Origin of the sequence: Aristophania vespae (genome assembly GCF_009906835.1) — a bacterium.
In the GTDB taxonomy this organism is placed as follows: Bacteria; Pseudomonadota; Alphaproteobacteria; order Acetobacterales; family Acetobacteraceae; genus Aristophania; species Aristophania vespae.
In genome coordinates, this window is record NZ_CP047652.1 from 128,623 (window position 1) to 151,529 (window position 22,907).

The 22,907-nt window shown below is 44.4% G+C and carries 17 protein-coding genes and 1 pseudogene; 13 read left to right on the forward strand and 5 right to left on the reverse strand.

Annotated features, from left to right (window positions below; translation table 11 throughout):
* Positions 1 to 240 precede the first annotated feature (240 nt).
* The 8 genes from GT348_RS00655 (at position 241) to GT348_RS00685 (ending at position 11,526) form a co-directional block, all read left to right on the forward strand.
* Entirely contained in the window at positions 241 to 2,505 is a 2,265-nt protein-coding gene (locus tag GT348_RS00655) for a peptidase domain-containing ABC transporter (RefSeq protein WP_408865149.1), read from the forward strand.
* Positions 2,502 to 3,992 (forward strand): HlyD family type I secretion periplasmic adaptor subunit, encoded by a 1,491-nt coding sequence (locus GT348_RS00660; RefSeq protein ID WP_160618097.1) that lies wholly within the window; start codon positions 2,502 to 2,504, stop codon positions 3,990 to 3,992. Before GT348_RS00655 ends, GT348_RS00660 begins: the two co-directional genes overlap by 4 nt.
* 178 nt (positions 3,993 to 4,170) lie before the next feature.
* Positions 4,171 to 5,799, forward strand: coding sequence for a tetratricopeptide repeat protein (locus tag GT348_RS00665; protein ID WP_160618098.1), 1,629 nt, complete (start codon positions 4,171 to 4,173; stop codon positions 5,797 to 5,799).
* Positions 5,786 to 8,734 (forward strand): glycosyltransferase, encoded by a 2,949-nt coding sequence (locus GT348_RS00670; RefSeq protein WP_160618099.1) that lies wholly within the window; start codon positions 5,786 to 5,788, stop codon positions 8,732 to 8,734. The genes GT348_RS00665 and GT348_RS00670 overlap by 14 nt, the downstream gene beginning before the upstream one ends.
* A gap of 153 nt (positions 8,735 to 8,887) precedes the next feature.
* Positions 8,888 to 9,781, forward strand: a complete 894-nt coding sequence (locus tag GT348_RS00675; protein ID WP_160618100.1) for a hypothetical protein — start codon at positions 8,888 to 8,890, stop codon at positions 9,779 to 9,781.
* A gap of 36 nt (positions 9,782 to 9,817) precedes the next feature.
* Positions 9,818 to 10,675, forward strand: coding sequence for a glycosyltransferase family protein (locus GT348_RS00680; protein WP_236646524.1), 858 nt, complete (start codon positions 9,818 to 9,820; stop codon positions 10,673 to 10,675).
* Complete coding sequence (locus GT348_RS09260; protein ID WP_236646525.1) at positions 10,633 to 11,037, forward strand: glycosyltransferase; 405 nt, start codon at positions 10,633 to 10,635, stop codon at positions 11,035 to 11,037. The genes GT348_RS00680 and GT348_RS09260 overlap by 43 nt, the downstream gene beginning before the upstream one ends.
* Positions 11,038 to 11,073: 36 nt before the next feature.
* Positions 11,074 to 11,526, forward strand: coding sequence for a hypothetical protein (locus GT348_RS00685; RefSeq protein WP_160618101.1), 453 nt, complete (start codon positions 11,074 to 11,076; stop codon positions 11,524 to 11,526).
* Positions 11,527 to 11,587: 61 nt separating this feature from the next.
* On the opposite strand, the gene dps is transcribed toward GT348_RS00685, so the two are convergent.
* Complete coding sequence (gene dps, locus GT348_RS00690; protein ID WP_160618102.1) at positions 11,588 to 12,100, reverse strand: DNA starvation/stationary phase protection protein Dps; 513 nt, start codon at positions 12,098 to 12,100, stop codon at positions 11,588 to 11,590.
* A 66-nt stretch (positions 12,101 to 12,166) separates the two neighbouring features.
* A complete protein-coding gene (locus GT348_RS00695) occupies positions 12,167 to 14,713 on the reverse strand; it encodes a glycosyltransferase family 2 protein (RefSeq protein ID WP_236646526.1) in 2,547 nt (848 codons plus the stop codon).
* Between the two features lie 230 nt (positions 14,714 to 14,943).
* Between GT348_RS00695 and pstC the strand changes: the two genes are divergently transcribed.
* The 4 genes and pseudogenes from pstC (at position 14,944) to phoU (ending at position 18,290) form a co-directional block, all read left to right on the forward strand.
* Positions 14,944 to 15,888, forward strand: coding sequence for a phosphate ABC transporter permease subunit PstC (gene pstC, locus GT348_RS00700; RefSeq protein WP_160618103.1), 945 nt, complete (start codon positions 14,944 to 14,946; stop codon positions 15,886 to 15,888).
* Positions 15,885 to 16,754 carry a phosphate ABC transporter permease PstA gene (gene pstA / locus GT348_RS00705; RefSeq protein WP_160618104.1) on the forward strand — a complete coding sequence of 290 codons (870 nt, stop codon included), beginning with the start codon at positions 15,885 to 15,887 and terminating at the stop codon, positions 16,752 to 16,754. The genes pstC and pstA overlap by 4 nt, the downstream gene beginning before the upstream one ends.
* Before the next feature lie 20 nt (positions 16,755 to 16,774).
* Positions 16,775 to 17,572 (forward strand): phosphate ABC transporter ATP-binding protein PstB, encoded by a 798-nt coding sequence (gene pstB, locus GT348_RS00710; protein WP_160618105.1) that lies wholly within the window; start codon positions 16,775 to 16,777, stop codon positions 17,570 to 17,572.
* A gap of 5 nt (positions 17,573 to 17,577) precedes the next feature.
* A pseudogene (gene phoU / locus GT348_RS00715) lies at positions 17,578 to 18,290 on the forward strand (phosphate signaling complex protein PhoU).
* A 92-nt stretch (positions 18,291 to 18,382) separates the two neighbouring features.
* On the opposite strand, the gene GT348_RS00720 reads toward phoU, so the two are convergent.
* From GT348_RS00720 to GT348_RS00730, 3 genes are all read right to left on the reverse strand, one after another.
* Positions 18,383 to 19,792 (reverse strand): amino acid permease, encoded by a 1,410-nt coding sequence (locus tag GT348_RS00720; protein WP_160618106.1) that lies wholly within the window; start codon positions 19,790 to 19,792, stop codon positions 18,383 to 18,385.
* 143 nt (positions 19,793 to 19,935) lie between these two features.
* Positions 19,936 to 20,910, reverse strand: a complete 975-nt coding sequence (locus GT348_RS00725) for a lytic transglycosylase domain-containing protein (protein WP_160618107.1) — start codon at positions 20,908 to 20,910, stop codon at positions 19,936 to 19,938.
* Complete coding sequence (locus GT348_RS00730) at positions 20,897 to 21,595, reverse strand: TetR/AcrR family transcriptional regulator (RefSeq protein WP_160618108.1); 699 nt, start codon at positions 21,593 to 21,595, stop codon at positions 20,897 to 20,899. The genes GT348_RS00725 and GT348_RS00730 overlap by 14 nt, the downstream gene beginning before the upstream one ends.
* 124 nt (positions 21,596 to 21,719) lie before the next feature.
* On the opposite strand from GT348_RS00730, the gene GT348_RS00735 reads away from it, so the two are divergent.
* Positions 21,720 to 22,907: an efflux RND transporter periplasmic adaptor subunit gene (locus GT348_RS00735; RefSeq protein ID WP_160618109.1), complete on the forward strand. Its 1,188-nt coding sequence runs from the start codon at positions 21,720 to 21,722 to the stop codon at positions 22,905 to 22,907.

Genomic DNA, 22,907 nt, shown 5'->3' on the forward strand with positions numbered 1-22,907 from the left:
AAGAGTATTTTTCATTTAAGGTCTTTTAAATTCCTTATGATAAATTTTTCTATAATTATGAGCTCTCTAAAAGAAAAATAATAATTTGAACCTTTTTGCTGTATGGAATAGTTTTACGGCTCAACGAAGTCGAAATTATATATCTTAACATTACGATCTTATAAAAAGCTTGAATATGTAGCACGCTTTAGGTTGTAGGGTTACTTAATGGTGTCATTAGAAAACGACGAAGGATAATCTGTGGAGCAGCAATCCTCGCCTGGAGATGAGCATTCTGAGAATGTGAATCCTGTTTATATTCGCTTACGGGCGGTTATAGCGGCAGCGCATTTTCACGGTCTTGATTTAGACATACGCGATTTTGCAGCCGAATCAGGGGAAAAATTTCCTTCTCCCGCTACTCTGGCACGTTGGGTACGCGCTCAGGGTGGTGTAGCAAAAGGCATGCGCCTCCGGTGGAATTATCTCATTCGTTTGGGAAATACGCCCCCTGTTGTGCTGATGTTCCATGATGGTTCAGCCGGGCTAATGGTCGGTACTGATCCTTCACGCGGTGTCGTTTGGTTAAGAGACCCTCTCAAAGGAGAGGGCGAACCGCCAGTTCCCATTGACAGATTACGCCTGGCCCAGGTCTGGAACGGCGATATCCTACTGATAAAGCGGCGGCGTGACGAATCAGAAGGCGAAGCCCGCTTTGACCTGCTTTGGTTTGCAAAGTTGGTTTTGCGCGAGAAGAGAGGGCTACGTGATGTCATATTCTCTTCAATGGTCTTAAGTATCTTACAGATCTTTCCTGCCTTAATTGTTATGCAGGTTATAGACCGTGTGGTGAATTATCACTCAATGGCCACGCTCGTCTCTTTGACGGGCTTTGTCGTCATACTCAGTCTTTACGAAATCTTGCTATCATATGGGCGACAAGAGCTTAGCTTGGTTGTCAGTACGCGTTTGGATGCCCGAATTTCGCTCCATGCCTTTAATCGTTTGCTTGCCTTGCCGCTGGAATTTTATGAAAGACAACAAACGGGTGAGATTTTAGGACGGTTTTCTGCTGTTTTCCGTGTCCGTGACTTTATGACGGGCCAACTTTTAACAACAATGTTAGACTTGTTCGTGCTTTTTGTTGTCATGCCCGTGCTCTTTTATATGAGCCCAACAATGGCGTGGCTTACTTTGGCTTCGGCAGGTTGTATCGGTCTAATCGTTGTGATCATGCTTCCTGCAGTGAGCCGTGTGGCAGGGCAGCAAATCAGGACAGAAATGCGCCGTAATGCGACATTATATGAAACTGTTGCCGGTATCCGCACTGTAAAAACGCTGGCATTGGAAAATACGCGCCGTGAAGAGTGGGATGAACGTACAGCTGATGTTGTGCAATGGCGTTTGGCAGCAGGACGTATGTCCAATTGGGCTAATACCCTCGTCATGCCGCTTAATCTCTTTATCAATCGTGGTATTATTCTAGTCGGCGCTTATTTAATCCTGACGGGCTCTAATAGTATGCAGGGTGGGGCCCTGATGGCCTTTATGATGCTAGGTGGTCGTGTTGCATCTCCTCTTGTCAGTCTGGCACGTTTGATGGAAACGGTAAATGAAGTGACCGTCTCTTTGAATGAAGCTGGTATGGTGCTGAACCAGCCCACTGAAACAAGAGCTCTAACGACAGGCATGCGCCCAAAAATTGTTGGTGCTCTTAGCTTCTCGGAGGTTAATTTCTCTTATCCGGGTTCGACAACCAAAGCTCTTATTGATGTTAATTTCTCAATTCCTGCCGGTACAATGTTGGGATTGGTGGGGCGTTCTGGTTCAGGTAAATCGACGATTACCCGCCTATTACAAGGGGTAAGTCGAAGCTATGAGGGTTATCTCCGTCTTGATGGTATAGATTTAAGAGAAATCAACTTACATCATTTACGGCGCTCTTTTGGTGTTGTGCTGCAAGATAACTTTCTTTTTCGTGGGACCATTAAAGATAATATTACAGCAGGCCGTCCAGGTTATACGATTGATGATGTTGTGCGGGCTGCCCGTATGGCAGGCGCTGAAGAATTTATCGAACGCATGCCAGCAGGTTACGATACCTGGATTGAAGAAGGCTCAACCAATATTTCCGGTGGGCAACGCCAGCGTCTGGCGATTGCGCGTGCGGTCATCTCTGATCCGAAATTAATGATCCTGGATGAAGCAACGTCTGCCCTCGATCCAGAATCAGAAGCTCTGGTGAATGCTAACTTAGAGAGAATTGGTAAGGGGCGGACAATGGTTATTGTCTCTCACCGTCTTTCATCACTGGTAAATTGTGATCAAATTGCCGTTATGGACCATGGTAAATTGATCGATATCGCCTCTCATGAGGTTTTGTTAGAGCGATGTGACATTTATCGAACATTATGGTTACAGCAGAGCCGTCACGTTAATTCCGGTTCTTCTGGTAAAGAAGCAGACAAACAGAAAGAAGATGAGCAGGAGCAGGGGCAACTTCCTGGAGGAGGCGGGGAGCAATGAGCGAGCATGATCTAGTTCCTCAAGCTGAACAAAAGCCTTCACCGGAGGGACCTCCTGATACACCTGATACATCCGAAGTTCATAATGTACCCCCCAAGGCAACAGATCCGTTCGCTCCTGATGGAATGCCTTTGGCATTGCTGGAATTTCACTCACCAACGCGTGCGCTGGTCAATATGCCAGCGACACCTTCAGCTCAATATATTGTCTGGATTGTGGGGAGTTTATTGATTGCCTGCCTGGCAGGCATGGCCTTTTTTCCCGTTAATAAAGTTGTTTCAATTACAGGTCGTTTAATTTCGACGCAGCCCACGGTTTTGGTTCAGCCTTTTGAACAGGCTATTATCAGGTCGATCGACGCAAATGTTGGAGACTATGTCCATAAAGGCCAGATTCTGGCTCGATTAGACTCAACACTGAGTCAAGCCGATATGGATAATCTGGTCCAGCAAATGCAGTCATTACAAACGGAAGTGGCTCGTTTAAAGGCTGAGGCGAATGGGCAGATTTACGAACCAGATACCAATGTTCCGGCATCGGTGCAGCAAGGTGAGGTCTTTTTAAGACGTCAGAGCGACTATAAAGCTCACATGCATGATTTTGATCAGCGTATTGCTGCTATGGAGAGTGATCTTCAGGGGGCAAGAGCAAATAATGCAATGTATGCAAGTAAATTACGCATTGTATCTGCTGTACTCGAAATGCGTAAGAAAGAGCAGAAAGAGCAGGTTGGATCTCGCTTGTCCACTTTAGGGGCGCAGGATGCCGTCATGGATACTGAGCGCCTGCTCATTACGTCGCAGCAAATGGCTAATTCGCTGGTCAATAAATTGTCAGCACTTAAGGCATTGCGAGACGGTTATACCCAAAATTGGAAAACAGAAGTCTATGCAGAGCTTACTAAAGCTGAGCGTCATTTAGATGAGATGAGGAGCAATTACCGTAAAGCACGTTTGCGCCAACGTTTAATTGTTCTTAGAGCGCCAGAAGATGGTATTGTACTCACAAGAGCAGAATTTTCTATTGGTTCTGTAATTGATGCCGGTATGCGCCTTATGACGCTTGTGCCGACAAGCTCAGGTATAGAAGTTGAAGCTATTATGCGGGCTCAGGATAGTGGGTTTGTCAAACAAGGAGATCATGCCCTCATTAAATTCGTGACCTTCCCCTATGATTTATATGGCGGTGCCGAAGCGACTGTTCGCGTGATAAGTGCTGATTCATTTTTGCCGACAGATGCAGCGACGAGCAATATTAAAGCTGGGGTTGATTTGCAGTCTTTAGCTGGTGTGAAAGGAGTTCCAGTTTTTTATCGCGTGCGTTTGCGTGTTGATCGATATACACTTCATGGACAACCTTCTTTTTTCCATCCTGCTCCGGGGGTGCCGGTTACCGCGGATATTGATGTGGGTAAAAGAACAATTCTCAAATATCTTTTCAGCCGGATTGTCCCCACCGTCAGTGATGGCATGCGGGAACCCTCGTGAGATAAATAAGTCTTATGCTTGGCAAAAAAGATTTCGCACCCTTTAGCTTTAAAAACCGGAAACTGGCGCGTGGTTTTCGGCTTTTAGAGCAAAATAAACCGTTTGAAGCTTTTGCGATTTTTGCCGATCTGGCTCAAACGGGGTTACTGAAGCTCAGTATCAGGTTGCACAATGTTATTTGCGTGGTCAGGGCACTCCGGCTTCTTTAGAGGAAGGTGCACGATGGCTCTATCGTGCTGCTACGGGAGGGTCGGTAGAAGCGTGCTTTAGTCTTGGAACTATGTACGCAATGGGGCTACCGGTAGGGTTTGATCCGGCATCCCCTGCACGCTTAGTATCTTGTAATGATAACATCGTAGAAAGAAAGCCTGATTTTGAAAAGGCTCTTCATTGGGGGCTTAAAGGGGCAGAGGGTGGTAGTGCCGAGGCAAAAGCGCTCGTAGCACATTTATATTCTCACGGTCCTGCGCATATTAAAAATGCTCAATTAGCCCGTCAGTGGTATGAAAAAGCAGCACATGCAGGGGCGCCACAAGGCTATTTGGGTTTTGGTTTGATCCTGTTGCGAGAAGCAAAAACATGTGAGGATCAAAAAAAAGCCTTTTCATATCTTAAGCAGGCAGCGGACAAGGGTGTTAGCACAGCCTATGCCACTTTGGCGTGGATGTATGAAGGTGGCGTCGGTGTTGAAAGAGATTTAAAGCAGGCTGCGCATTATTTTGGTGCAGCGGCCGAGTTTGAGATAGCACCTGCACAGGCGCGTTATGGCCTGATGTTACTAAAAGGTGTTGGTGTAGAAAAAAATGTCACCCAGGCAGAAACATGGTTGAGAAGGGCTGCCCAAAATGGGCATTCCGACTCTGCTGCAATGTTGGGTGATCTCTATATTCGTGGTGATGACGTTTATAAAAGCAGCAGTGAAGCTGCTAAATGGTACCAGATGGCTGCAGAAATGGGTCATACGAGTGCTATGCGCGCTTTAGCCGTGTTTTATCTTACCGGAACGGGTATAGAGCGTGATGAAGATAAAGCAGCTTACTGGTTTAAAAGAGCGGCATTACAGGGAAATTCTCAGGCTGATGCTGATCTGGGTAATTTGATTTTAGCTGGTGTTTCACTAGAGCCCAAAGAGCAGGAAGCTTTGCGCGAAAGATTACAAAAACGCGCCGAAGCAGGTGATCCGTTAAGTGCTTTTAACTTTGGCGTTTGCTTAGCCAAACAGGTAGGAGGGCGTCTTGATGAAGCCCAGGCACTTTATTGGATGAGTAAGGCCCTCGATAGTGTTGTTAATGCTCAATATTGGTATGGAAAAATGCTTTTTGAGGGGCGAGGCACTGATGCGCCTAATCCTATTGAAGGGCTAAAATGGCTTAAAAAAGCCGCAGCTGCCGGAATGGCTGAGGCTTGTATTGCGGTGGCACAAATTTGTGTTACGGGTCAGATTGATGGCGAAAAGGACCATGATCGTGCCCTGAAGCTCTATCATCAGGCTGCCGAAAATGGAAATGTCGATGCTCTCTTTTCTCTTGGAGCAATGTATGGCGGAGGGCATGACGTTCCAGAAGATCGTGAAAAAGCACTTTATTATTTCGAAAAGGCAGCTATGAGGGGACATGCTTTGTCTCAGGCAATGTTAGGGCGATATCTGGTGAACGGAATCGCAGGAAAAGCTGATAAGGCAAAGGGCAAAATGTGGCTCGAAAAAGCTGCACAACAAGGGATAGAAGAAGCAAAACAAACGCTTTGTGAAATGGAAGAAAACTCAACTCCAGCATTAGAAAAAAAGGCCTCTCATGAGGGAGTTTGACCGATTTCTGGGCAATTATGGCACTTCTTTAGATCTGAAAGCGGAACGGTTCTGGCTTAAAAAACGCTCTCAACAAGCTCAAAATGCTTATGAATGTGGTCAGGACTGCTTACAAAAAAATTTGATGTCGTCAGCCTTTTTTTGGCTAGGCCGTGCTGCCAGATTGGCTGTTAACGACCCAAAAGTAAATTTTGCTTATGCAATGACAGCCCTAAAAATGGGGTATTTTGAAATTGCATTAAAAAGATTAAGGGTTTTAAGAGAGCGCTTTAATCTAAAAGAAGTTGTTTTTTCCGAGATACTAGCCCTCTGGTTTATGAAACGTCAGGAAGAGGCAGCCAATCTTCTTGAAAAGGCGCTCTCTTATTACGTACCACCTGCTGAAATTTACTCTTTTATTCATGATATTGTTGCTCAACAAAATAAAGGGGGATGGGCGTTTCTTTCAAATACGGGTCTCTTAAAAATCTTTTCCAAACAAAAAGTATCTATTGTACTTGATGGGCGGCGTTTAGGGCAGTTTGAGGCTGGAGAGATTAATTTAGGTTCGGTTTTTCAGAAGGGAATAGCACCTGACTGGATGCGGGGGCATCGTTTGTCTGTAAAGCTGGGTAAAGACCACTTATTTGGTAGCCCTTTTGATATTAGAGCCCTAACACGATGTGAGTCCCTGGTTTGGCCTACAGCTTCGGCAATTGAGGGTTGGCTGTGGTACCCTGCCGAGCCTGAATATATACCTCACATCAAAATCAATGACGGTCCTTGGGTAAAAGTTGAGACGATTGCCGAGGTAAATGCACAAAATCCTCTGGGCCAGTTTCGCTCTTTTTCCATAGCTTTAAATGAGCTTCCCCAAAAAGGGCGACAGACCCTTCATATCATAAATGATCATGAAGTGCCTCTTATGGGCTCTCCGCTTGAGCCTAAATTGGGGCGCGTTCTTGATGGCAAACAGCCTTACCCAGCGCGCTTCTTGCCTGCTCCTGTTCAACCCAGGCCGGCACGTTCCTCATTACCACGATTAACAAAGCCATCCTGTGCTGTCATAATTCCAGTTTATATTGACTATCAAACAACAATGACGTGCTTGAGAAGTGTTTTAGAAAACACACCCTCAGCAGTAGAAATTATAGTTATTGATGATGCCTCTCCAGAAAAATCAATTGTCAGAGCGCTAGATCTTCTGGCTAAAGAACGCAAAATAACGCTTTTAAGAAATGAAAAAACATGTGGTTTCCCTGCAAGTGTCAATAAAGGGCTACATTATGCAGAGGGTTCAGATGTTATTTTACTTAACAGTGATACGATTGTTCCGAAAGGGTGGGTTCAGCGTTTAACAGAGTGGTTAACACCGCAAGATGTGGGCACTGTGACGCCTCTTTCTAATAATGGGGGTCTTTTATCTTACCCTTCAGTCGAAAAAGAAAACCCTTTTCCTGATTTGCGTGAAACAAGGCGTTTGGATCAGTTTTGCCGTGAGAATGGAACAAGCGTTTCTATAGAACTTCCTACAGCAAATGGCTTTTGCATGGCTATTTCGGCTGAGTGTCTGGCTGAAACAGGGTTATTGCGGGATGATATATTTGCTCAGGGTTATGGCGAGGAAAATGATTTTTCCATTCGGGCGACGGCGCGGGGTTTTCGGCATATAGCGGCTGTCAATCTTTATGTCCGACATAAGGGTGGCAATTCTTTTAAAGGTGCAAAGCAGCATCTCATACGTCGTAATCTCAAAATCCTAAATGCACTTCATCCTGGCTATGATTTGAGAATATTCGAATTTATGCGTCGGGACCCGCTGTTTCTAATAAGACGGCGTCTTGATTTGTTACGCATAATGCAGGAAGAGCGTCCCGAAGGGACGGTACTCCTTGTTAAACATAATTATAAAGGGGGCGTGGCACGCGCTGTAAAAGAGCGGGCTAAGCAGCTGAGCAAAGAAGGGTTCCTAGCCCTACAATTGAGGCCAGTGCCTCAGGGGTGTAGCCTGGAGCTTTGTTACAATCCCGATAAGCTCCCGAATTTAAAATTTACCTTGCCCGAAGAAGGGATGCTTCTGGGGTCATGTTTGCGCCGTCTTGGACTTAAGCATATAGAGTGGCATCATTTGAGAGGACATGCGCCGTGGGTAAGGCGCTTACACTCATTTTTAAACGTACCCTATGATATTTATGTCCATGATCACGTCTGGTTTTGCCCTCGTATTATTTTACTAAATAAAGACGGCCATTATTGTGGTGAGTCTGATTCCAAAGTTTGCGCAAACTGCATAAAGCACAACAACAGGGACTTTAAAGAAAACATAGAACTAAATGAGCTTCTTGATCGTTCTCAACAAGAGCTTTTGGCAGCGCGCTATGTAAAGGCACCCACCCACGATGCTGCCAAGCGACTTTTAAGGCATTTCCCGTCTTTACCTGAAATCATTATTGAACCTTTAGAAGATGAAATAACCGTTCCTGCCAGATCAAGGCCACAAAGACAGCATAATGGGCGTTATCGCATAGGAGTTTTGGGTGGAATAAGCCGCTGGAAGGGCTATGATATTTTGCGTGATTTAGGGCGTTATATCCAGGATCACGATTTACCGCTTGATCTTATTTTGATTGGAAGTAGTAAAGATGACGAAACATTAATAGCTTCTGGTGTTCAGGTAACTGGGCCTTATGAGGATAAAGATGTATTATCCCTAATTGCCATGCAACATCTTGATTTTGCTTTCATACCCTCTGTTGCGCCTGAAACATGGTGCTATGTATTAAGTTGGCTTTGGAAGGCAGGATTAGAAGTATTATGTTTTGATATAGGTGCTGTAAGTGAACGAATTAAAGAAAAAGGTAATTATGAAGGAAAAATCATTCCTTTGGGTATCCCTATTCCACGTTTAGCAGAGTATCTTTTGCATTATGCAAAGCGTTCCAGTCATTATTTATAATAGCTTTTTGGAGCCTATATGTATTATTTTCATGTTAGCCAGAAAAATGATATTTAGTGCCGTTAATAGACTTTTTTGTAACTCTTTTAAGTTGTAAGTATCTTAATAAAATTAAGTAAAATAATAACATTGGCGTATAATTAGTGAGGCGTGATGTCTAAAGTTCTTGAACAACAACGACATAATAGTGTGATAGATCTGAAAGTTGGCGCACATGTTATTTTTTTAGACACAGGCCTTTATTGTGTTCTTCATGCTCCTGGCCAGGCTGAGGCAGATGGAGCTGGCTTTCCAGGTGTACGTATTTCACGGGCCCCTTCTGTTAAAATAGAGGATGTAGAAATTAGTACTTTCTCTCCAGAAGGATGGTTAGGGGCTAATGATAATGCTGCGCTTATAAGGGTTAATAATGGTCCCGCGGGTGTTTTAGTAACAACCTATCAAAATCCCTCCAGTTCGCATGAAGCGCCACGTCTTCAAGTGATGCGGCTTTTTTCCGGGCAGCATGGAGATGGAACCCAGCCGCAAATGGTGCATCCAGCTGTTCAGGGTAAAAAAAATGAAAATGAGCTAAAGGAAATTAGCGCACATATTCAAAGAGAAGGCGATGTTGTCAAACCCATAGGGACTTGGGTCGGTACTCCTGGAAGTGGTCTATGGATTGAGGGTTTTTCTATTAGCCCCATGCAGGATGTTGGGGTTGAGGATATTGAGTACCAAGCTGTATTGGGCAAAGGATGGCTTTCTCCTTGGAGTGATGGTGGCTCTTTCTGTGGCTCAAGGGGAATGTCCCTTCCTATTTTAGGTATGCGCATCCGTTTAAAAGGCGATACAGCCAAAAAAATGACTTTACGTCTGACAGGATGTTTTACAGATGGTACCCGTCTGGGACCTGTAGCAGGGGTAGAAACCATGCTAGAAAGTGAAACATTAGCTCCACTTGAAGCGTTTCAATTAGAACTTGTCTCTGTCGAAGGGAAAAAATCCCCTATTACTACAGAAAAAAAGACTAAAAAGCAGATGAAGCGTGGTGATCGGTCTGACTAGAGATCAGGCTTGGGAATGAAAGTGTAGGTTAAGTGCGTGCGATATCTTTTTGTACATCAAAGCTTTCCTGCGCAATATTACCACCTTGTAAAGCACCTGGCCCGGCAGGGTAAGCATGATATTATCTTCATTACCAGCCAGAAAAAGGCTGAAATAGAAGGTGTAAGGCAGATATATTATGGTATTCCCTCAGTATCATATGAGGGGGTTCACCCTTACGCAAAAGAATTTAATCATGCCTTATGGCGTGCAGATGCTGTTGCTGCGGTTGCGCAATCTATCAAAAATCTAGGTTTTATTCCTGATATTATTATCGGGCATCATGGCTGGGGAGAACTTCTAAGACTGATAGATGTCTTTCCTGATGCACCAATTTTAGGTTATTTCGAATTCTATTATAGCATTTTAGGTCAAGATGTTAATTTTGACCCTGAATTTCCATTCGATATGAAATTAGCAGGATATGTGCGGACTAAAAATGCCATTAATTTGCAGGCATTAATGCTTCCTGGGTGGGGGCAGACACCAACCCTTTTCCAAAAAGAAACTTATCCTGAGTGGGCACAACAAAAAATTGATTTATTACGGGAGGGAGTCAATTTAGGGCTCTGTCGTCCTGACCCCAACTGTAAGAAAAGCCCTTTTGATCTAGAAGATGTGCATATTTCTCCGAAAGAGAAAATTGTTACATACGTAGCGCGTAGTCTCGAACCTTATCGTGGTTTTCATAGCTTTATGAGGGCTCTACCAGCTCTATTAAAAGCGCGGCCAGATGTACGTGTTATTATAGTCGGTAGAGACACAGTCAGCTACGGTATGCCCCCAAAGATGGCGGTACATGGCGGGAAAAAATGCTCAAAGAGCTTGAGGGAAGGCTTGATCTTACTCGTATAGATTTTATTCATTGGTTGCCTTATGACGGCCTTATTAAGTTATTGCAGCGCTCTGATGCTCATGTTTATTTGACATATCCTTTTGTGCTTTCATGGTCGTTGAGAGAGGCTATGGCGGTTGGATGTCCTTTAATTGTAGGTGATACAACACCTGTGAGAGAGTTTTTGGAAGATGATAAAACCGCATATTTTGTACCTTTTTTGGAGCCGGACAAAATTGCGGAAGGAGTTATGGAACTTTTAGAGAACGAACCTTTAGCGCAACGTCTTGGGGCTAAGGCTCATAAAGAGGCTTGTGCCGTGTTAGATGTGAAAAAATATTTGCGGGAGTATGAACGCCTTATTGCCCGTGTTATTGGCTAAATAAACTAGGCATATTTGTTATAAGGGAGTTGCCCTATGTCACTTGAGATATTACCTGCCTTAAGGTTGCTTGTAGAGCATTGGGTCGTTAAAAAAGCCCCTTCTGTTCCTCCTGGTAAACTGACACCTGAAGACCTGGATCAGTTAAGTAAAGCCAGTATTGAAACATTGAGCCAGAGGGCTTTGGGAACGGAAGCAAATGAGTGGGGTAGCCTAGAAACACTGACCCGTGGCTGGGTTGTGCAGCGCCAGCGTGGTGAAATGCCCACTCCCTTGGTAGAGGATGATTTTCGTCGTTTCGTTCGCTTTGTTCTTGAAGGGTTCGCTAAGCAAGAACTTACAACTGGAACCGAGCCCACATCTATGACCGAGCTTGAGTCCTTTATTCCCAAAAAGGATATAGTGCTTCCTGACGGGCGCAAAGTGATCGACGTATTGAAAGATGATCCTTTTTATTTCGCGCGCGAACATTTGGCTCAATCTTTGTAAAATAAAAAAGAGCGTGAGATTATCTCTCACGCTCTTTAGACAAGATCTCTGGAAGAAAATCTTACCCTTTAGTGGTTTCTTTTTTGTCCTGTAAATGAGCTTCCATGAACCAAAGGTTCTTATCAAGCCCACGAGAAACTTCTGTGAAGAGGTCGGCCGTGTCATCATCACCTGCTTCAGCAGTGGTTTTGATCGCTTCACGAATATTGTTACCAACCTGGCCATAACGCTCAATAAGCGCCTTGAGGTGATCCTCAATTTTGTAGATGTCGGTTGGATAAGGTTTGCAGGTTGTCTTTTTATCGACGGTCTGCACGGTGCCAAAGGCATATCCACCTAACTGTACCGCACGCTCTGCTGCCATGTCAGCGAAATTATCAACCTGAGTACGGAACCCATCAAGCATTAAGTGAACACCGATAAAGTGTGTTCCTTTTAAGTTCCAGTGGGCTTGCTTTGTAACAAGAGCTAAGTCAATTAAATCGGCTAAGCGCGCATTAAGAAGTTCAATTGAAACAGCCTTGGTGTTGTCAGGCGTGTTATTTTTTGTGCGGAAATGAGTCGTTTTAGCCATAAAAATGTCCTTTCTAACAACCTATCTCTATAGAGATGGTAGGCAAGGGCCCACTACGGTATTATCTCACATAATAGTTTCAAGAGTGCGAAGATCAAAAAAAGTTTCTCCATCCTCTCTAAAGTAACGTGGGTAGGATGGATCATTTTCAAAGAGGGGAACACCCCTCCAACGCTCTTTTATTTGTTCCATCTCATGAAAAAACCTTTCTTCGTGCTCTGGACGGTCATCACTTTTGCGAGAAAGACTTTCATAATGTTCTGCAACAGCCTCAGCACAATAAAGAATATGCCAGCCTTTTTGTCTTATTTTTAAGCAGAGATCGACATCATTATAAGCGACAGGAAGGCCGATCTCATCAAACCCGCCTACTTGCTGAAACAGGTCGCGCTTAATGAGCATGGCCGCTCCCGTGACGGCAGTGACCTCATGACTCAAGCGAATTCGCCCTATATAACCATAGTCATTGCCTGGTTTTCCACGATGCATGTGAGCGCCGATAATGTCAGGTCCTACTGCGACGCCTGCATGTTGAATTGTTCCATTGGGATATAAAAGGCGGGCCCCGACAATGGCCACTTTGGGGAAAGAAACAGCTTCTAGTACGAGTTTTTTGATAAAATCCTTTTGATGAACAAAGACGTCATTATTTAAAAATAAAAGATAGTCACTAAAAGATTGAGCAGCGGCAATATTATTAAGCCGTGAGAAATTAAATTTTTCTTCTAAACGTATGACGTCAACTCGAGGATCGTTTTTGATATTTTCCAGATAAGATAATGTTTCTTCCTGAACAGAAAAATTATCTACTAACATCAAACGCATATTACGATAATTTTGTTGCTCTAATAACGTATCTACACAACGTCTTGTCACGTCCACTTCATCGCGGAAGGGAATGATGACTGTAACGCTTGGTTGAGCACGGCTAGTCCAGTCAATTTTATAAATACTTAATTTATCTATGGAAGAGACTTTTCCCTTCATATTCTGACGTTTTAGGTGGTCCTGAACGCAGTTAACTCCCGCCATAATGGCATAATTTTTATTTGTAAGAGTCGCTGCCGTTGAATTTTCTGCTTTACGCCAATGATAAAGTATCTCTTTGACGTGAAAAATCGCGTCTTCTGGTAAATGCTCTACCAGCCTTAAAATGAGATCATGATCCTGGGCACCGTCATAGATTTTTAGAAGAGGGCCAACTTTACGCAGCGTCTGGCTTTCTACCATCGTGAGGTGGCATATGTAATTGCATCCCAGAAGATAACGGTAATTAAAATCCGGTTTTAAATTGGGTTCGAGAAAATAACCGGCCGGATCAATTTTATCCTCATCTGAATAAAGTAATTTTGCCTGCGTAGTGAGGGCAGCACGGAGCATAATTTCAAGAGCAACGGGGCTGAGTAAATCATCGTGGTCAAAAAAAGCAATATAAGCTCCTTTTGCATAGCTTATGGCTTTGTTTGTAGCTTCAGCGATACCGCTATTTTGCTCTAAGAAAAAACTCTTAATGCGCTTATCTTGTTGGCTATAGGTGCGCATAAGAGCATGTATCTCGGCGTGATCGCTGCCATCCTCAACTAAAATAAGCTCCCAGTTTGAGTAAGTTTGATGAAGCACCGAGTCTATAGCAGCGCGGAAATCCGTAAGTTGTGGCTTCCATACCGGACAAATAACACTAATAAGGGGCTGGCGAGATAAGGGGTTGGCCAAACGCAAATGTTCTGTACGCTCCCTTAAAGCCCTTTGATAAGCACGTGCCCATTCATCATATTGTGTTAAATTTGGAGGGCGTTTTGGAATGAGATCTTTTACATTACGCCGCAAAGTCGTTAACTGCCGATGTAAATTGCCGATGGTTGCTTCAAGCTCAACCAGGCGGGCTTCAAGATCGTCGCTGACGAGTGATGTTTTAAAAGGGCTGTTTCTAAGAGGAATGTTTTCTGGAACGATTTTTACATCAAAATGATGTAATTTATGGTCTCTAAGAGAAACAGGAAGCGGAATTTCAAAACCGCAATTTGGTTCGCTTTTTAAAGATTCAGCAACATCTCCACGGTAGTGATTGGCGCGGGCTGTTGCCAGCGACATACCGTCAACCGTGGCTGAAACAATAAGGTTACCTCCCCACTTTTCATAAGGCGTGGAACGTTTTGTTACCCAGCCTCTGAGCATATTGTTAAAAACACCGTCTATAAAACTGCGATACTCACTTTTTGCTTTTCCAGGAAAGATGATCGTTTCACAAAACTGGTTGGCTTGATGATTAATTGGAAAAGCTAGAACGGAGCGATCTGGAAAACGCAAACCAATTTGATGAGGCTGATTATCAAAACAAAATGCCGGTAGGTTAAATTTAAACCCAACAATATCTGTTGTAAGATTAAGAGCTTTACTTACATCTGGGCGTGGTTGATCACAGGGAAATTGTGCTACCTCCTGCTGATCTACAAGGAGGTGGATTATTACGGGGTTAGAAGGTGCGTTAATGTTAAGGGCCCAGCCACGGATGAGGCCATTAGAAAATTCCTCCACATACCCCCTAAAAGTACTCATCTTGCCAGCTGAGAGAGAAGCGTTAGAAGAGAGCGCTTTATGAGACTGTTCTGCCACGGAGTAAATTCCTTACGCCTGAGCCTAAAGGCCTTTTATAAAAGAGACTATATTAAAATCAGAGCTGAAAATAGCCTACTGAAGAATGAAGTTCTTTTCATCCCACTTCATTTTGTTTCTTCCTTTACAGGAAATAAGGTTGTCCTTTGAGATTAGGAACGCTAAAGCACAAAAGAGCATGTCATTTCATGGCATCGTTTATATATTGTCGGGATACAAGGTTTTAAGCCATGAAATTGCCGCTTGAGCCACGATCTAAAAAAAGCATATTAGACTTAGACGCTTTTTTTCATTGGCTTTTTTGGATAAGTGCCGCTTTGGTGCTTTTGGTCTTGGGCGGCCTTATTGTGCTTATGGCCGTTGGTGGCGAAAAAGCTTTTGCAACTTTTGGGTTGGGTTTTTTCTATCACGCTCATTGGAATCCTGTCACAAATCAATATGGTGTTCTAGCGCCCCTTCTCGGAACAGTTATTAGCACGATCATAGCCATTATCTTGGCTGTACCCTTAGCTTTTGGTACGGCATTTTGGCTAACGTCTATTGCTCCTACACGTATAGCAGCCATTATCGGAACAGCAGTTCAACTCTTAGCAGCTGTGCCATCCATCATTTTTGGTATGTGGGGATTTTTTACGATTGTCCCTTTCATGTCGGGGACGGTTCAGCGCTTTCTAAATCATCACTGTGCCGATCTCTTTCTCATTGGTCCCTTATTAAAAGGTATTCCTATCGGAACAGGTCTTATGACCTCGGGTATTATTTTAGCTGTGATGATTGCTCCCTTCATTACAGCTGTCATGTGCGACGTTTTTAGCGCCGTTCCGCCCATGTTGAAAGAAAGCGCCTATGGTCTTGGTGCTACGCGTTGGGAGGTTATGCGTAAAGTGATTGTACCATGGTCACGAAGTGGTATGATAGGGGCAATCGTGCTGGGCATGGGGCGTGCCTTGGGTGAGACCATGGCTGTTACGTTCGTTATCGGAAATGTGACATCTATTGGTTGGTCTCTTTTTTCCCCACGTAGTACAGTGGCATCTCTTATAGCATTGCAGTTTCCTGAAAGTCCCGAAGGGTCTTTACGGCTTTCTGCGCTAATGGCGTTAGGGTTCGTTTTGATGATTCTTTCGTGTCTGAGTCTAGCGTGTGCGCGTCTTTTAAAAGGCAAGCGTCAATGAGTGTTGAAAAAAATGCTCAGACCCGGTGGCGCGGTGATAGGCTAACGTCATATCGGCGCGTGATGAGTAAATTAGCTACAGTGATGAGTACCCTAGCTGGTATTATACTCATTCTCACGCTCCTCTCCATTTTATATATGCTTCTTAGCAAAGGAATTGCAGCTTTATCGCTAACAGTTTTTACAAAACCGATGGGCCCACCGGGTAGCCATAGCGGATTGGGTAATGCGATTTTAGGGAGCATTATTCAGACGGGCCTGGCACTTTTAATTGCAGCACCTTTGGGGCTACTATGTGGTGTCTATCTCTCTGAATATGGTTCGAAAACTAATCGCTTTGCGACTATTGTGCGTTTTGTTTCTGATGTGCTGATGTCAGTGCCTTCCATTTTAGTGGGGTTATTTATTTACCAGCTTTTAGTAGCACCTTTTCGGCATTTTTCAGCCTTTTCAGGGGCGGTTGCATTAGCTGTTTTGGCTGTGCCTGTCATTATTCGTACAACCGAAGATATGCTGCGTTTAGTTCCAACAGCCATGAGAGAAGCTGGCGCGGCCCTTGGTGCGGCAAAATGGCGGGTAACTTTTTCTCTTTGTTTACGTTCTGCGAGGCAAGGTGTTTTAACGGGTGTTTTACTCGCTCTGGCCAGAATGGGCGGTGAAACAGCGCCTTTATTATTTACATCTTTAGGTAATCAAAGTTGGTCATGGGATTTGTCCAAACCGATGGCGAGTTTGCCTATTGCAATTTACCAATATGCCGGGGCCTCTTATGACGATTGGGTTCAGCTTGCATGGGCCGGTGCTTTAATTGTTACTGTTGGGGTGCTGATGATTAATATTGTAGTGCGGCTCTCTTCACGTCGTTAGTGATCAAAAAGAGTAAATTCATGAATCAAGGCCCAAGAATGTATCTTCCTGAGAACGATGAGCGTGAAACAGCCCTTGCTGTTCAAAATCTTAATTTCTATTACGGCAATCATCACGCTTTACACGATATATCGATCAATTACCCTGCCAAGCAGGTTACGGCCATGATTGGCCCAAGTGGTTGTGGTAAATCGACATTATTGCGTGTTTTTAACCGTATGTACGACCTTTACCCTGGGCAGCGCGCTACAGGTAAGGTCATGTTCGACGGAAAAAACATCTTAGATAAAACAATGAATCTGGATGTTTTAAGGGCTCGGGTCGGAATGGTCTTTCAAAAGCCAACACCCTTTCCTATGTCTATTTATGATAATATCGTCTTTGGAGTACGTCTGCATGAACGCTTAAGCCGTACAGAGATGGATGAACGTGTACAAGATGTCCTGACACGTGTTGCTTTGTGGAATGAGGTAAAGGATCGCCTGAAAGCTCCAGCTTCTGGGCTTTCTGGTGGACAACAGCAAAGGCTGTGTATCGCTCGCAGTATTGCAACACGACCAGAAGTTTTGCTGCTTGATGAGCCAACTTCGGCTCTTGATCCAATTTCTACGGCACGCATAGAAGAGTTGCTTGATGAACTCAAAGAAGAATTTACTATAGCAATTGTGACTCATAACATGCAGCAGGCAGCCCGTTGTGCTGATCGTGTTGCCTTTTTCTATATGGGTCGTTTGATAGAAGTTGACCAAGCCGATCGTATTTTTACGAATCCTCGTCAGAAACAAACCCAGGATTATATCACGGGTAGATTTGGATAAAAGTTATGCCTCTTGACCGTTCACACATTGTAAGAAGTTACGAGCACGAACTTGACCATCTTCGTGAGTTAATGGCGAAAATGGGACAGTTGGTTGAAAGCCAGGTTGATCAGGCCTTAACCGCCATTGCTGATCATGATGAGGAAGCAGCCAATAATGCTGTCACCCAAGATCCTGAAGTAGACGACATTGAACGTGAGGTCGAAGGGCTTGCTATCCGTCTTTTAGCTCTTAGAAGTCCAATGGGCGGTGACCTTAGAGAGATCGTTGCTGCTCTTAAAATAACGGGTGATCTTGAGCGTATTGGTGATTACGCTGCTTCTATTGCGCGTAAGGCCATTAAGGCTGCTGCCGAGGGGGGCATATTTCTCTCTCTGGTTTGTTGAGTATGGGCCGATTGGTAAAAGAAAATTTCCAGAGAACGGTTCAGGCGATTAATAGGTTAGACCCGGATTTAGCCGTTGCGGTATGGCAGTCTGATAAAGGGGTGGACGAATATTATACGACGCTTTTTCGCGAGCTCGTAACTTATATGATGGAAGATCCACGAAATATTCGCCCCTGTACCGAGCTGCTTTTTATTGCGAAAAATTTCGAGCGTATCGGTGATCACGCTACTAATATTGCTGAACGGGTTTATTATGCTGTAACAGGCGATAATTTACCGGCTGCTATGCGCCCTCGTGGAGGGTCAAAGAAAGACACATCACGGAAATAGCCTATATCGCCCTAATATATCCAAAAAAACCTCGGAATATTCCGAGGTTTTTTTATAGAATTACCAGCTTTTCAAACGGTAAAAACCATTTTTTATGAGTGATTTTTACGTTTGAGAATGTACCAGCCACCACAAAATATTGCTGCTAAGAGAGGAATGCTTGCTACAGAAAGCGTTCCCGATGGGTAATCAAATACCATCATAACAACGACAAAGATCAGAAAGCCGAGTGTAATCCAGCCACTATAGGGAGCTCCAGGCATCGTAAAGCCTGTAGGGGCGATTTTACCTTCACGAATCTTTTTATGAAGTTGAAGTTGGCATAAAATAATAGAAGCCCATGTTCCTAAAACGCCAAGTGAAGAAAGACTAAGAACAACCTCAAAAACCTGGGATGGAATAAGGTAATTTAACCCCACACCGATAAGATAAATCGCTAAAGTCGCCAAAATTCCGACATAGGGAACAGATTGCCGGCTAAGCTTACTCATGGCTTTGGGCCCTGAGCCGCCTAATGATAGAGCACGTAAAATACGCCCTGTGGAGTACAGTCCTGAATTTAAGCTGGATAATGCCGCAGTGAGTACGACAAAATTCATGATATTATCTGCACCTGGCACACCAAGCTTTTCAAAGAACGTCACAAACGGGCTTACACCTGCTTCATATTCTGTCCAGGGAAGAAGGCAGACTAAAAGTGCTATAGAGCCAACGTAAAAGATTAGAATACGCCAAATAACGCTATTGACCGCCCGAGGGACAATTTTATGGGCATCTTTGCATTCCCCAGCGGCAACGCCAATAAGTTCAGTTGCGGCATAAGCAAAAATAACGCCCTGGATCAACATAAGTGGTGCAATAAATCCGTGTGGAAAAAAACCACCACTTTGTGAAATCAGGTGAAGGCCGGGTTTGTGCCCACCTACATCGACCCCCATAAAGAGAATCGTAATTCCAACAACCAAGAAAGCTGCAAGAGTCAGCACTTTAATGAGTGAGAACCAGAACTCAATTTCGCCAAAATAACGTACGCCTGTAAGATTTACCCCACCCACTACAAGGAGCGCTCCAAAGGCGATAACCCATTGCGGAATATCACTGAAGATGGGCCAATAATGCATGTAAAGAGCAATGGCTGTAATATCAGCAATACCCGTCATGGCCCAGTTCAGAAAAGAGAACCAACCCGCAGTATAAGCGGCCCATTCTCCCAGAAATTCCCGCGCATATGTTACGTAACTGCCACTTGTTGGGCGATACATCACAAGTTCGCCCATAGCGCGGAGAATCATAAAAGCGCATAGGCCGCAAATAGCATAGACTATGACGAGCGAAGGGCCAGCTTCTTGAAGACGAGAGCCCGCACCTAAAAAGAGCCCGGTGCCAATTGCACCGCCTAGAGCGATCATCTGTATATGACGGCTTCCCAGATCTTTATGGTAGCCTTCTTCGCTAATAGCTCCGGGATGTGACCCTTTTTTGTCATCTGTCAATTGCGTCATAGAGTGATCCTGACACTGGTACAAGATAGACTAAGCCGCATTGGCATAGGACTCCCTCAAAAAAAGCTTGGCTGCTATGTGTTCTAGGCATGCATACCATAAGCTAACTTGTCTTTTTTGCCAATCTATTCCTGCTTGAGGCCTTAATGTCCTGGAGCAATAGGTGTGCAACCAAGTCCCTTTATGCGTAAATTTCTGCATGATTGTCTGGCATTTTTCTCGCTTAAACCCTGCAAACGAGAGCGCCACAAAATAATCTTAGATTTTTTTACCTGTTGAGTCACGATTCGTGTACCTTGAAGCATTTTAAAATCAGCCTGACGCGCTACAGTTGCTGCATAACGTGCTTGTCCCAGATTAGAAAAAGCTCCGATCTGGATGGTCCAGTCGCCATAATGAGCTGCATAGGCCGCCAATAAGCTTTCCAAATGTGGTGCTGCGGCTGGTTGCTTATTGTTTCCAGGGTTGCTGACAGATTTCTGAGCAATATAGTGCTGAGTAGGGCTGTAATGTCCCTGTCTTTGGAATTTAGTGCCATAACGGGCTAGGGGGCCAGTGAGTGGAGCATAATCACCTAAGTGAGGTGTTATTGCGGCGACATAATTTCTGGTCTCTCGAGGAAGAGTGCGTCCATAATTTAGGTAATTTTCTAGAGCAATGGGCCCTGCATTATAAGCGGCTAAAAAGCTGGGTGCTCCATATTTGTCATAAAGCACTTTCAAATAGCCTGATCCTGCCATGATGTTATCATATGGCTCGAAAGGATCAGAGCCCAGGTTAAAGCGTTGCTGCATGTCGGCATAGGTCGTGGGCATGAGTTGCATGAGCCCCATAGCCCCAGCTGAAGACGTTATAGGCTGTCCGTTGCGATATTGATGGCCACCTGATTCTTGCTGAATTACGGCTCTTATCCAGTGTTCCGGGATATTAAAGCGATTTGCTGCTGCTTGGATGTAGGGTTGCCATGGATCATTAATGGGCCCAGGTGCCTTATAGGCATTAGGAGCATTTGGGTAATAACGGTTATAAATAGAGCGGTGCGAAGAGGTGCATCCTTGCAATAAGGCAAGGGCTGGCAAAATCAGAATGCTTAAAATGATGAGGTTAATCTTTGACACGATAGGCGGCCAGAAAGATATGAATGCCTTCTTTCACAAAGCGGGAAAAATCTTCCTGGTCCCTCTGTGGGCCACAATGGGCTAGTTGAGACAGCATAGGCACCCCCAAGGTTAGACCGAAAAAATAATCAGCAGCATCTTTAGGAGAGGTAATCTTCAAAAGTCCTTTTTCTTTTTGAACTGCGAGCCAGCGCTGTAGGCCAAATTTAGGACCAGAAAGGTGAAAAAGCTCTGTCATAAGGCGTTGAACTGTAGCCGAACGGGTTGTTTCACCAATGATAGCCCGTAACAGTCCCAAGCGTTTTGTGTCTAGAATTTTACGGGCGAGATCATAACAAAAATTTGTGAGCTGTGTTTCAATATCACCTTCATAATCTGGAGAAGTTTCCAGGTGAGAAAATAGCCTTTCCAGGAGCAGTTGTTCCAAAAGAGCATGCTTGGAAGGAAAATATAAATAAAGCGTCTTTTTGGACATACCAGCTTTTTTGGCAATATTATCCATGGAAATATCTCTGTAACCATGTGACTGCAAAAGAGTGCAAGTAGTATCGAGAATATTTTGGCGTTTCAGCTCATCTCCTGCATTTTTTTCAGAAAAATCCAAGAGTGTTGACTCCCCGAGGCTGTTACTCTCATTGGCGTGTTTTATGAAAGCAGCATTGCCGGTTTTAGCGTGCGGAGACAAAATTAAATCCTTGTAAGACACACAAATCTAATTGACCTTTAGCGAGGAAACCAGATAGTTTCCATGCTTAAGTGAAATAAATCATCAAAATTCCGTGGTCTTTTTTGTGAGTCATAGTGTCCCAATGGCCGTTTACAATTTATCTTATAGATCAGTTTCTGCTTTTCGTAAGTCTTGGGGCTATAACAGTTTAGCTCTTCTTGCGGGGGTTGCTCTGCTTTCTGGATGCCAGAAAAAGGCCTCTCCTCCGCCCAAGCCTCAGACTGTTGATGTTATTAAAATGCATCCCCAGCAAATTACGCTTGAGACGTCATTGCCTGGCAGGACAAGTGCTTTTGAGCAATCTGAAATTCGTCCTCAGGTTGATGGTGTGATCGTATCGCGCAATTTTGAGCAGGGAAAAGATGTTAAGGCTGGACAGCAGCTTTACCAAATCTACCTTCCGCCTTATCAAGCAGCTTATGACCAGGCTAAAGGTAAGTTGATGGAAGCAAAGGCGACTGCCGCCCGTGCAGAAGCGCAGTTAAAGCGTTACCGCCATCTGGTTGGACCCCGCGCTGTCAGTCAACAGGAATTTGACAATACTTTAGCTGCTGCCCGTGAGGCAGAAGCACAGGTTGTACAGGCTAAGGCGGCGTTAGAAACTGCTGCGGTTAATGTTCGCTATACGCATGTTCTATCTCCTATAGATGGCCGTATCGGGCGTACTCTTTATACTGAAGGCACGCTTGTCACGGCAGGTCAGGCTCAGCCTATTGCAATTGTCACAAGGCTCGATCCTATTTATGTCGACGTTAATGTCGCTGCTAAAGATATGCTTCGCCTGCGGCGTGAGCTGGATAAGGGACAAATCCAGCGCGTTAATGAGAAGGATGCAGCTGTAACTGTCGAGTTATCCGATGGGTCCACCTATGAAAAGACAGGTAGTTTGCAATTATCTGAAGTTACTGTTGATCCTGAGACGGGAACTTTAGTCATGCGGGCTGTCATGCCAAACCCTGATTATCTTCTTTTGCCAGGTATGTTTGTACATGCTCACATTAAAGAAGGTATTGATTCTTCGGCACTTTTGGTACCCCAGGTTGCTGTGCAGCGTAATACTAAAGCACAGCCTTATGTTATGGTCATTGATGACGAAAATAAAGTCGACATTCGTATCATCGAAATTGCCCGCTCCATCGGGGCCTCCTGGCTGGTGAAGTCAGGCCTTAAGCCTGGAGATCGCGTTATTATCAGTGGACTTCAAAAAATCAGGGTTGGGGCAAAGGTTGCCCCCCATTTCGTTGATTTTAAAGAAGTTGAGGCGGAGTAA